The following is a 12156-nucleotide window of genomic DNA, read 5'->3' as shown; positions in this document are numbered from 1 at the left end:
GCCTTTGCGTTCCCCCGCCCTTCGGTCCAACGATTGAAGGGCAAGAAGAATGCAAAACCTCCTCGAGATCGGTCCCGGCCGCTTCGTTCGCCATACGCAAGTGATGCCCGCGCGCCCGCAATTGGCGCTGGTGCCGCCGAGCTTGCGCATCGACCGCAGCCGCGACGCGCTGCTGACCGAGTTCGGCAAGGACACGCTGAACGATCGCTATCTTCTGCCCGGCGAGTCCTATCAAGATCTGTTCGCGCGCGTGGCGCGCCAATACGCCGACGACCCCGCCCACGCCCAGCGGCTTTACGACTATATGTCGAAGCTGTGGTTCATGCCGGCCACACCGATCCTCAGCAATGGCGGTGCCGGGCGCGGCCTGCCGATTTCGTGCTTCCTCAACTCGGTGAACGACTCCCTCGACGGCATCGTCGGCACGTGGAACGAGAACGTGTTCCTCGCGTCGAACGGCGGCGGGATCGGCACCTATTGGGGCGGCGTGCGCTCGATCGGCGAACCGGTGAAGGGCTCGGGCCAGACCTCCGGCATCATTCCGTTCCTGCGCGTGATGGACTCGCTCACCCTCGCGATCTCGCAAGGCTCGCTGCGGCGTGGCTCGGCCGCCGTCTATCTCGACGTGCATCACCCGGAGATCGAGGAGTTCCTCGAAATCCGCAAGCCGTCGGGCGATTTCAACCGCAAGAGCCTCAATCTCCATCACGGCATCAACATCACCGACGAATTCATGATGGCGGTGCGCAACGACGCCGAGTTCGGCCTGCGCAGCCCGAAGACCGGCGCCGTTCTGCGCAAAGTGAACGCGCGCTTGATCTGGCAGAAAATTCTGGAGCTGCGCTTGCAGACGGGCGAGCCCTATCTGCTCTTTGTTGATGCCGTAAACCGTGGCCTTGCGCCCCATCAGCGCGAATTGGGCTTGAAGGTTCGCCAGTCGAATCTGTGCAGCGAGATCATGCTGGCGACGGGCACCGACCATCTCGGCAAGGACCGCACGGCGGTGTGCTGCCTGTCCTCGATCAATATCGAGACATGGGCCGAATGGTCGGCCGAGCCGCGTTTCGTCGAAGACGTCATGCGCTTCCTCGACAACGTGTTGCAGGATTTCATCGACCACGCGCCCGGCAGCATGGACCGCGCGCGCTATTCCGCGATGCGCGAGCGTTCGGTGGGTTTGGGCGTCATGGGTTTCCATTCCTTCCTGCAAGCCCAAGGCGTGCCGTTCGAAAGCGCCATGGCCAAGGCGTGGAACATGCGCGTGTTCAAGCATATCCGCGCGGCGGCCGACGCGGCGTCGGTGAAGCTCGCCCATGAGCGCGGCCCCTGCCCCGACGCCGCCGAGCGCGGCGTGATGGAACGCTTCAGCCATAAAATGGCGATCGCGCCGACGGCGTCGATCAGCATCATCTGCGGCGGCGTGTCCGCGTGCGTCGAGCCTATCCCGGCGAATGTCTATACGCACAAGACGCTGTCGGGCTCGACGGCGGTCAAAAACCCGCATCTGCGCCGCATGCTGGCGTCGAAGGGGCTCGACACCGACGCGGTGTGGAAATCGATCCTCGAGAACGAAGGCTCGGTCGCGCATCTCGACGGCTTAAGCGACGACGAGAAAGCCGTGTTCCGTACGGCGTTCGAGATCGATCAGCGCTGGGTCGTCGAGCTTGCCGGCGATCGCACGCCGTTCATCTGCCAGGGCCAGTCGATCAATCTCTATCTGCCAAGCGACATCGACAAATGGGATTTGATGATGCTGCATTGGACGGCGTGGGAACGCGGGCTCAAGAGCCTCTATTACTGCCGCTCCAAATCCATCCAGCGCGCCGCGATCGCGGGACAGACCGAAACGAAAGTCGAAGGCCCGACGCTCTCGGCCAAGACCGATTACGAAGAATGCTTGGCGTGCCAGTGATGGAAAAGTTCATGACGAAACTCGGCCTTCTGACGCCCAGCCACAGCTACAAGCCCTTCCGCTACCCCTGGGCCATCGATTACTGGCGCCGCCAGCAGCAAGTCCATTGGATGCCCGAGGAAGTGCCGCTGGGCGAAGACTGCAAGGATTGGGCGGTGAAGCTCACCGACGCCGAGCGCAATCTGCTGACCCAGATTTTCCGCTTCTTCACCCAATCCGACGTCGAGGTGAACGACAACTACATGGAGCGCTATTCGCGCGTCTTCCGGCCGACCGAAATCAAGATGATGTTGGCGGCATTCTCCAATATCGAAACCGTGCATATCGCCGCCTACGCGCTGCTGCTCGAAACCATCGGTATGCCGGATTCTGAATTCGCCGCCTTCACCGACTACAAGGCGATGAAGGACAAGCACGACTATATGCAGCGTTTCGGCGTCGAGACGGACGCGGATATCGCGCGCACGCTCGCCATGTTCGGCGCCTTCACCGAAGGGCTGCAGCTTTTCGCGAGTTTCGCGATGCTGCTGAACTTCCCCCGCCGCAACAAGATGCGCGGCATGGGGCAGATCGTGTCGTGGTCGGTGCGCGACGAAAGCTTGCATTGCGAAGGCATGATAAAGCTGTTCCACGCTTTCGCCGCCGAAACGCAATGCCTGACGCCGTCGGTGCGCGACGACATCGTCGATTGCTGCAAGACCGTCGTCGGCCTCGAGGATCGCTTTATCGATCTCGCCTTCGAGATGGGCCCGGTCGACGGCATGACGCCCGACGACATCAAGCGCTATATCCGTTTCATCGCGGATTGGCGCCTGTCGCAGCTTGGGCTTCCCACGATCTATCGCATCGGCGAGCACCCGCTGCCGTGGCTCAGCGAAATCCTCAACGGCGTCGAGCACGCCAATTTCTTCGAAGCGCGCGCGACCGAGTATTCGAAGGGCGCCACGAAGGGGGCGTGGCACGGCGCCGAGGGCGTATGGGCGAATTTCGATAAACGCATGACGGGGCGCTTACCGTCACTTACGGGCTAGTTTCTCCCCCAACAGCGCTAGAACGACGCGCCGCGAATCTTCGCGCGCCGCCGGGTTCTGTCCGGTCGTTGCGCCACCGCTCGGGTTGTTCGAATTGTAGACCCGCGGATTGTGGAAGACTCCCGGACTGGGAGTGTCGAAGCCGTGATGCGCGCCAGGATAGATTTTCATTTCGATCGGTTGTCCCGCGGACTCGCGAAGCATCGCTTCGCACGACGATGCCGGCGTCCAATTGTCTGCCGAGCCGATCAAAATCAGCACCGGCATTGCGGGCTTGAAGCTGCCTGTCGAAGCGATTTTCGGCGTTCGGCTTTGCACTTGCCATGTCCCGTAACTCAACCCGCATTCGGGATAGAACGATATCGCCTGGACAAAACCGGGCTGCGATGGCGCCAACCAGCCGTATTCCTTAATCATGTCCGCATTCGCCGCCGCGAGCGTTGCGACGCCGCCATTCGAGCCGCCCATAACAGCGATGCGTCGGCCGTCGATCCGCGCGTCTGCTTGAGCGGCGCGCAGGGCGACATAGGCGTCGCCGCCGCGCACATACGCTGCCGGCCATTGCGATCCCGGCCGCTCGCAGACACCGCCGCGAAGTCCGCGTGGAACGAAGCTATCCGGCATTACGACCGCGTAACCATTGGCGATTAGAAAACCGGCCCAGTCGCGCGTGATCTGACCGCCGCGATCGCCTTCGATACCCGCGCAATTGTGCAGCAATACGACTGCCGGAAACGGTCCGGCCCCCAGCGGCACACGGATATCGACAGTCGGCTGGATCGTAGCGTACTCGGCCATTCGCGCGTCGTAACGCTCCTGACCGCCGCAAGCTGCGAGCAACAGTGCCGCGACGGAAACGGCGGTGAGCATACGGATGATGTTCGATTTCATGTCGTTCGACCTCGCGGGTTGAAAAATCAACGAAGCCCTGCGATGCGCGTTGCACCGCCGGCATTGTCGCCGACCAGGGCGAACGGCGCCCAGAAGATCGGGTGGGAATAGGCGAACACCGTCCGCCCGCTCTGCGGATCGACGAAGCCCGGCCCGTCGATCATCGCCAGCATCGTCTGGCGCAGCGCCGCCGCGCGGCCCAACGTCGCGTCGGCCGCTTGGCGGGCAAACAGATCGGTCGTCAGCGTGCGTGCGCTCGTCGTCTCGACCGGCCAGTTGGTGACGAGCAACGCGCGCGTGCCCGCATAGAAGAAGGCGCGGCCAAGCCCCGAAACGGCTTCGGCGCCCGCGCCGTCGCCCGTCGCCGTGTTGCACGCCGACAGTACGACCCAATCGGCGTCGAGCTTCAGCCCCAGAATCTCGTCGAGCGTCAGCAGGCCGTCGCCATCGACGCCCGCGACGTCTGGCGCGGACAAGGCGAGTGCGGGCTGCGTCAGCCCGTTGAGATCGCCGGGGACCAGACCGTGCGTGGCGAACATGACAACCTTGCGGTCGCTCAAATCCATCGCCGCAACCGCGCGCTCGTTGGCGGCGGCGCCAAGGATTACGTCGGACGTTCCCGCCCCCAACGCCCGCGCCACGCCGCGCAATTCGTCGGCCGTGTCCGGCAGACGTGGCAGAATCGCGAGTTCGGCGCTGTCGATCGTGCGCGTCGCGGGCGCGTTGCGACGCACCAGCGAAATGCTACGCGTCTGCAAACCTCGCGTCGTCACGGCCGCGACCTGCGTCGCCGCCGTGCTTTGCGCTTCGGCCATCTGGGCGGCGCTAAACCAGGGGTCGCCGAAGCCGACGAAGGGTTTGCGCGCGGTCAATGGGGCCGGCAAGCCGCGCAACGACGCGAGCGACGCGACCGACGGCAACTGCGTCACGTCCGCTTTGCGGATCAGGAACGGCACCGCGCGATAGCCGGAGAACAACGCCGTCCCTTCGCCGTCGAGCACCGGCCGCGCGGGTGCGGTCACCAGCACGCCGAACGGCAGTTGCCCCAACGCGTCGTGCGGCACGACCAACAGCGACGCGGCCCCCGCGAACCCCGCCTCGACCGGGCGCAGGAGATCATCGTAAAGCTTGTGCGCGGTCTCGACGTCAAAAGCGGGAATGTCGCCCAGCACGCTCGCGTTCGGGTCGAGTGCCGCGCGCAATTTCGCGACCGCCGCCGCGATCGCGCCGCGCCCCTTCGCGATACCGGCGAACGCGACCGGTCCCGATTTGCGGACCGCCCAGACGAAGCCGCGTTCCTCGCCGACATAGGTCGCGATCAGCGCTTCGTCGTCGCGCAGCATCGCGCGCACCCGCTCGATCGTCACGGGGCGCGGATCGATCAGCTCGGCATAATCGGGGAAACGCGTTTCGATTTCCCGCGCGATCGCCTCGCGCGCGACGCGCAACGTCTCGATACGGCCGCGAAGTTCGCGCGCGGCGGCGGCGTCCGGTGCCGCCGACGCCAACATATCCGTCAGCACCGCGCGCAGCGCGCCCAACTGCTTCTGGGTGTCCTGCTCTTCGCGCACCAAGGTCGCGAGCGTCCCGTCCGCGGCGGCGACCCGCGCGGAGGACTGCGCCAGGGCGCGCTGCACGCTGCGCCCGCGGATCGCGTCGGCGAGCCGGAATGATTCGGCCGCCGCGTCGGGCGATTGCGAATCCTCCAGCGCGCCGATCGCGGCTTCGACGACCAGCCGGATCAACGCGTCGCGGTCGGACGCGCCGTCGTCCGCGATTCCGGCACGCAGTGCCCCTTCCAACAACGCGGGCGCCACTTGCGCCAACTCCGCGCGTGCGCCGAACGCGTCGCCGCCGCGCATGGCTGCGACCGCCGCCAATCCGCGCGCCAGCAGCGTTTCGACATGGTCGGGGCCGAAAAACGTCGCGCCATGCGTCGCGACGCGCCCGAACACCCGCCGCGCCTCGGCCGCATCGCCGGTCTGCAACGCCACGATGCCCCATCCTAAGCCGCGCTCGAACACCAGCTCGCTCAAGGCCGCGTTCGACGCGAGGCGGCGGCGCAGCTCCGCATAGGTGGCGGCCGCACGCGCATAGTCCCGCCGCGCCGTTTGTGCGCCGGCCAGCAGCTGCGCCACGCGCACGAACATCGCAGAATCGGGCGCGATCCCCGGTTTATCGAGCGCGTCGTAGGCCAGCTGCGCCAAGCGTTCGCTATCGGCGAAACGGCCCTGCTCGCGCAGCACATCGGCGAGACCTGCGATCGCCCAGGCTGTTTCCGGCGCATCGCGGCCCCATTTCTCCAGCCGTTCGACGACCACGAGCCGGGCTTCGCTTTCCGCTTCGACCAGCCGACCTTGGCGCGCCAAAACGCGCGACAATTCCTGCCTCGCGTAGAGCCCACTGCCCGTCATCGCATTGGGCGGCAGATTGTTGTTGCGCACGATCGAAGTTTCGTCGCGCACCAGCGCCGCGTTGGCGGCCAACGCGGCGCGCAAATGCCGCTCCGCATCCGCGTAGTTGCCTGAGCCCAGCGCGTACAGCGCATGGGCGCGCGCCGCGGCGAACTCGCTGGACTGACCGACCCAAGCGGCAAAAAAGAAGTTCGACCGCACGCTCGCCAGATTGGCGTCGATCTTCGGGAGTTCACTTTGTGCGGCGGCGAGGTCTCCGAACTGGATATAGGCGGTCAACAGATTGGCGCGCGCCTGAAGTTCCCACGACGCGTTCGGCGACGCTTCGATCCGCTGGCGGCTCAATTCGATCGCTTTGGCGGTATGGCCGCGATTGAGCTCGGCGACCGTCCAAGTTTGAATCCGCCGCGCGCCGATTAGCGCGTCGCCGCCCGCGATGACGCCGGCCTCATAGGCTAGGCGCAAATCGTCGGCGCGTTGCGCAGCACGTCCGAGAAACTCGGCGGCAGCGGCACGGCGGGTGTAATACGCGGCAAGTTCGCCCGCGTCGGCGCGCTCGCGATCCGTCGGCGCCGAGTCCGCGAGCGCTTGCGCTTCGGCTAGCCGCGCCGTATCGGGCCGCCGCGCTTCGATGATCGCGGCGATGTCGTTAACGCTGCGCGGCGGTGCGCGGAAACTCTGCGCTTGGAAGGTCGTGGCCGTACGCCGCGCTTGATCGAGGCTGACGACCGGACGCTCCTCCGGTTGACAGGCGACAAGCGCTCCAAACAAGAAAATGGAGGCGCAAACGACACCAACGCTTCGAGACCCCATATTTCCATCCCCCGACCGCCCGACATTGAACCGTCGTTCGACCTCGCTTGTCCGTTCGACTTACACCATCGTTTGGAACCGAGCATCGCGAGTGTATCTTGCCAAAAACAATTCGTACAACGATCGAGTGATTTTGGCGCAACATGAAGTTTATTACATCCCCCGCCGCATCACGCGTGACGGAGATCACATGTATTGGTTAAAGTCTTCGAGACAATTGTAGAGTCGGAGGAGACGTTGACGATGACGCCAGGCGAGAAGATGCGCAGCTATTTGGCCCAGCCGGGCTTCGTGGTCATGCCCGCGATTTGGGATGGGCTGACCGCCAAGCTGACGGCCAAAAGCGGCTTCAAGACCGCGTTTCTGTCGGGCTCCTGCGTCGCGGCGAGTTGCTTGGGCGGCCCCGATCTCGATCTAATCGGCTTCGGCGAGATGTACGATGCGCTCAACAAGGCGCGCAACGCCGCCCCCGATCTGCTGATCCTCGCCGACGGCGATCACGGCTACGGTAACGCGATGAACGTGCAGCGCACCGTCGCCGCCTATGGCCGCGCCGGGGCCGCCGCCGTGCTGATCGAAGACAAGCTGACCCCGCGCGCCCTCACCGCTGCGGGCAAGCCTTGCTTGCCCTTCGAAGAAGCGCGCATGAAAATCCGCGCCGCCGTCGCCGCCGCGAAGGAAACCGGCATTCTGGTCATGGCGCGCACCGATTGCCGCCCCACACTCGGCATCGACGAAGCCGTCGCGCGTATCGAGATGTATGTGGCCGAAGGGGCCGCGATCACCTTTCTCGACTCACCCGCCGACGAAAACGAAATCCGTCGCGCGGTCGCGGCATCGGGCAAGGCACCGGCTTTCTCGGTGCTCACGCCCGGCCAGCCGCGCGCCGCACCGTCGCAGAAGGACGCCGCCGCGTTGGGCCTGAAGATCGGTACCTATCCGACCGGCATGTTGTCGCCGGCCATCGCAGGTATGCAAGCCGGCCTCGATGCCATCGGTTCGGGTGCCGCCGAAGCGCCGGGCGCTTTGCCGGGCAAGAAGCTGCGCGAAGTGCTGGGCTACGACGCTTACGACGCCCACGCGAAGCAGTTCGTCGCCGGAACGTGATTCGGGATTAGGCGAGCACCGGCGCGACGACCCCGCATCCGTCGAACAGATGCGCATGCTGGGCCAGCATGCCGCAGATGGCGCCGGGCGTCGCCGCGAAGGCGCGGGCAACCGCCTTCTGCAACTGACAACAAATATAGGGCTTGGCGATGATCTCGCCATGCACGCGGCCGATTTTGCATTCGGCTTCGTAGCGATCGGCGGCAAGATAGATGATCTTCAAATTCGGCAGCCGGAGCTTCGCCATATCGACCAAGCGATAGCCTTCGATCACCGGCAGGCTGACATCGGTCACCAGCAGATCGATGTTCTTGCGGGCCGCCAGCGTTTCCAGCGCCAGCAATCCACCATCCGCGGCGCAGACATTCATGCCGAGGTCGGACACGGCATCGCAGGCCATGCGGCGCTGCAACCCATCGTGTTCCGCGATCAATACGTTCATAACCTTGCCCTGCCCTGTTTTCAGTAGTTGACGGTGACGATCATGCTGTCGGTGAAGCTGCCCATTCCAGGGTTCTGCCGCGCCGGAATCTTGCCGTAGACGTTGTAGGAAACGATCGAACCCACGAGCGGGATCGAATAGCTGTCGCTGATCCGGCCGCTCGAACCGGTGCCGTCGCCCCAAACCTGCGAAAGCCCGGCATCGGTGTAGAGGTTGTAGTTGAGCGTCAGCGAACCGGATTTCAGCGCGCGCGACGCGTAGCTGCCGTTGCCCGGCGCAAAATGGATGTTGTAGGCGACCGAGCCCGACAGCCCGACCACGATCAGGCACGTGACGGTCACGCTGCCGTTGCTGGTCTTATCGACGCCGCTGGTCGGATCGTAGATGCCGAAGGCGACCGAATTGGTCGCGACCGTGCAGGCGATCGCCGCGAAAGCGCTTGGCACCGACGCGACCAGCAAGAACAGGGCGAGAAGAAGGCGTTTCATTTCACGGCCTCGCAGATCGCGACGGTGCCTTCTTCGATCGCGGCGGGAATGCGGAAGCGGCAGGTCTGGGCGCGGTTGTCGGTTTCGAATTCGTCGCCCGCTGCACCTTCCAGATAGACTTCGCCGTCGAAGCCCGAGCGGAAAACCTTCGCGTCGGCGACGCGCACCACTTCGATGCCGCTATCGATCGGCTCGCCGTCCTCGCCCACGACCGTCAGCGACACCTTGCTGGCGGATTCGACGCGGAACTCGACCTTCGCGATGCCGCGGTGGCGCGGCGTGACGGAGGTTTCGAGCTTCTCGACATCGGCATCGACCGGCAGATCTGTCGTTTCGATGGCGATGCGGTTGGCGTAGTTCGACAGCAGGCGCGGCACGAACAGATCGCCATCCGCGTCGGTCTTGCCGATCGGGCGATTTTCCTGAAGGACGGTCACGCCCGCACGGCCGGGCACCGAGACCACGCCGAACGCGTCGTCGATGCGGCGCGTCGGGAAGAACTTGCCGTTGGCGACCGCCAAGCCGCCGCTGGCCGACATGCGCCCGCCTGTCTGGCGCGCGGCTTGGTCGACGGCGCCGCCGAAATCGCCGAAGCTGGTGCGGCGCGTGGCATCGACGCTGTTGCGTTCCAGTTCGCCGCGCGAAACGGCGGCGCCGAAAGCCCAGCCCGCGTCGCCCGCCGGCGAATGGCGCGCTTGCAGCGTGCTCGACGCGCGGCCGTCGCGCGTGCTGGCGTCGATCGACGCGGTGGTTGAGGTTCCGAACATGAAAGTGACCGTCATGCCGATCACGGCGGTCGAACGCTCCTGCTTCGTGCCCAGCGCGTAGGTATTGACGAACGCGCGGTCGTTGAGCGGCAAGCTCCAATTCGCCGAGACGACGCGCGCGGGCGCCTTGCCGTCGTAGCCGACGCGCGCCGCCGACAGCGACAGCGAGCCGTAGCTTTCGAGGCCGAGGGCGACGGTCGCGAGCGTCTCCGAACGCTGGGGAGCGGCGGCGGTCGAGAACACGAAGCCGCCCGCGTCGAAATTCGACGACTGGAAGCGCTGGCGCACGCTGAAGGTCCAAGCGCCCGCATTGCGCGAGAACGCGGCACCCGCCAGCCAGCCCGTGCCGCGCGTCCCGTTGGCGACCGCGACTTCCTCGTGGAACTCGCCCAGGCCCAGGAACGCGCTGGTCAGGCTGGCGCCCGCCGCCTGGCGGCGATCCGTGCCTTCGGCATGGGCTTCGACCGTGTGGCTGTCGGTCAAACCGTAACGATGCGTGCCCGCCAGCATCGGCGCGTCGTAACCGCCGCTGGTGAAGCCGTAGCCGGTGCGCAGGAACCCGCCTTCGTAGGAATAGTCCGACTTGCCCGCGCGCAGCAGACGCGGGCTCACATAGAACGGCACGTTCAGCGCTTGCTGGCGGCCGAGCGGATCGGTCAGCACCACGCGCGCGTCGCCGCCGCCGGTCAGCGTGGGCAACTGATTGAGCTCGAACGGGCCGCGATCGACCTGGCCGCGATAGCGCAGCGCGCCGTTGACATAGACGTCGACGGTCGAAGGCAGAGCCGCTTGGCCCGCGAAGCTCGCGGTCGGATAGGAAATATAGCCGGGCTGGAGCGCGAAATTGCTGGCGATCTGCACGCCGCCGAAACGCGCCGGCCGGCCCCAAGCGCCGCCGCGCGAGATCGCGTCGCCGAGCTTCACGCGCGTCATGCTGCCGTAAAGATCGTGGATGTAGGAGCTGTCGAGGCGCGTGAAGTTGCCCGCTTTCGTGGCACCGGTGCGAACGATGCCCGCCGTTTGCAAGCCGCCGCCGAACACCGGGCCGCCGGCTTCGAGCTGGCTCGCCGCGTAGCTGACGCCGCCGATCGTTTGGGCGATGGCGTCGTAGTTGAGATAGGCGCCGCTGGCCGACGCGTCGACCTTCGCCGTGTCGCTGCGCGTCGTGTCGACGACCTGGCGGCGGAAACCCTTGGGGTCGAGCGTCAGCGCCAGATCCATCTTCGCGGTATCGAAGCGGACATTCATCGCGGGAATGTCGGCAAGGCGCACATAATCCGCACCCGGGCCGGAAATGCGGCGCGCCGACGCCGGAATTTCGACGCGCGCTTCGGTCAGGATCTCGACCGGCAAGTAGTAGCCATCCGCGCGCTTCATCGCGAGGACGGTATCGACGAGCGGTGTGCCGTTGAGGCTGACCGACAGGATCTCGCTCTCGTCTTCGGTCTCGCGCGAAGCGATCGGTTCGACCGCCTGGGCGAAGCCCGGACGGGGATCGGCGATCAGCAGGCCGGCGGTCAACGCCAGGCCCGTCGCCAGAACCGATTTCGCGCGCGCGGCCATTGTGATCATCGCGCGCTTAGCGGCAGTTGCAGCGGGCCGGCATCGGTCGCGAGATCGACGCGCGCAAGGCGGTCGAGCTTCACGCCCGCATCAGCGATCGGCAGCGACATCGTCGCACCGGGCAGCACGTAATAAAGGCCCTTGTGGCCCGAACCCGCAGCACCCGCCATGTCGCTCAGGCTGTAGCCGGTGAGGCGCACATGATTGTTGCCGGCGTTGCGCAGGATCAGGACCGGCGCGCCGTTCTCGCCCGTGCCCAGCGACGGCGTGAGTTTGCGCGAAGCGGCGTCGAGGCCCGCGACGAAGACCGGGATCGAAATACGCAGATAGGTTTCGATCGCCTGGACGCGCTCGCGGTCCTTCTTCGGCACTTCTTCGATCAGCAGGCGGTAGCTGCGCTCGTCCTGCGCTTGGAGCTTGCCGTTGTAGCCCACGCGCACGAGCTGCTGGGCGCCCGGGGCGATTTCGGCGATCGGCGGATTGGCCATCACTTCGCGCGTCGGCGTCAGCGTGTCGCGCTGTTCGGCCTGGCGCCAGTTCATCGCGCGGAACTGCACCAGCGACGGCGTCGTGCCGACATTGGTGACCATCAGCGCCACGTTGCTCTGGCGGTCGTTGAGGTCGATGCGAACGGTGCTGAGCTTCAACTCGCCCGCTTGCGCCGCACTCGCGATCGCCAGAAGGGCGAGGCTGACGGCCGACGCGACGCTGTTCTTGAAATTGCGCAT

Annotated in this window: 9 protein-coding genes; 3 read left to right on the top strand and 6 right to left on the bottom strand. The window is 65.6% G+C overall.

All coding sequences use genetic code 11. The annotated features are described in order from the left end of the window. Nucleotides 1–49: 49 nt before the first annotated feature. Complete coding sequence (locus tag J0H39_18880; GenBank protein MBN9498824.1) at nucleotides 50–1912, top strand: ribonucleoside-diphosphate reductase subunit alpha; 1863 nt, start codon at nucleotides 50–52, stop codon at nucleotides 1910–1912. Beyond that, nucleotides 1912–2943 (top strand): ribonucleotide-diphosphate reductase subunit beta, encoded by a 1032-nt coding sequence (locus tag J0H39_18875; protein MBN9498823.1) that lies wholly within the window; start codon nucleotides 1912–1914, stop codon nucleotides 2941–2943. The genes J0H39_18880 and J0H39_18875 overlap by 1 nt, the downstream gene beginning before the upstream one ends. On the opposite strand, the gene J0H39_18870 is transcribed toward J0H39_18875, so the two are convergent. Next, nucleotides 2929–3834, bottom strand: coding sequence for a dienelactone hydrolase family protein (locus J0H39_18870; protein MBN9498822.1), 906 nt, complete (start codon nucleotides 3832–3834; stop codon nucleotides 2929–2931). The genes J0H39_18875 and J0H39_18870 overlap by 15 nt on opposite strands. A gap of 26 nt (nucleotides 3835–3860) precedes the next feature. Beyond that, complete coding sequence (locus J0H39_18865; GenBank protein ID MBN9498821.1) at nucleotides 3861–7019, bottom strand: CHAT domain-containing protein; 3159 nt, start codon at nucleotides 7017–7019, stop codon at nucleotides 3861–3863. A 285-nt stretch (nucleotides 7020–7304) separates the two neighbouring features. On the opposite strand from J0H39_18865, the gene J0H39_18860 reads away from it, so the two are divergent. Further along, the gene (locus tag J0H39_18860; GenBank protein MBN9498820.1) at nucleotides 7305–8168 is read left to right on the top strand and encodes an isocitrate lyase/PEP mutase family protein; all 864 of its coding nucleotides are present in this window, start codon (nucleotides 7305–7307) and stop codon (nucleotides 8166–8168) included. 7 nt (nucleotides 8169–8175) lie between these two features. Here J0H39_18860 and J0H39_18855 read toward each other — a convergent pair whose 3' ends face one another. The 4 genes from J0H39_18855 to J0H39_18840 are packed head-to-tail and all read right to left on the bottom strand — an operon-like array spanning nucleotide 8176 to nucleotide 12156. Then, nucleotides 8176–8610, bottom strand: coding sequence for a response regulator (locus J0H39_18855; protein ID MBN9498819.1), 435 nt, complete (start codon nucleotides 8608–8610; stop codon nucleotides 8176–8178). Between the two features lie 20 nt (nucleotides 8611–8630). Next, nucleotides 8631–9098, bottom strand: coding sequence for a spore coat protein U domain-containing protein (locus J0H39_18850; GenBank protein MBN9498818.1), 468 nt, complete (start codon nucleotides 9096–9098; stop codon nucleotides 8631–8633). Then, a complete protein-coding gene (locus J0H39_18845; GenBank protein MBN9498817.1) occupies nucleotides 9095–11428 on the bottom strand; it encodes a fimbrial biogenesis outer membrane usher protein in 2334 nt (777 codons plus the stop codon). The genes J0H39_18850 and J0H39_18845 overlap by 4 nt, the downstream gene beginning before the upstream one ends. Nucleotides 11429–11433: 5 nt before the next feature. Further along, nucleotides 11434–12156 carry a molecular chaperone gene (locus J0H39_18840; GenBank protein MBN9498816.1) on the bottom strand — a complete coding sequence of 241 codons (723 nt, stop codon included), beginning with the start codon at nucleotides 12154–12156 and terminating at the stop codon, nucleotides 11434–11436.

Source organism: Alphaproteobacteria bacterium (assembly GCA_017308135.1).
Classification (GTDB): Bacteria; Pseudomonadota; Alphaproteobacteria; order CACIAM-22H2; family CACIAM-22H2; genus Tagaea.
The sequence above is the reverse complement of the archived record's forward strand: the minus strand, read 5'-3'. Positions and strand labels throughout refer to the sequence as shown.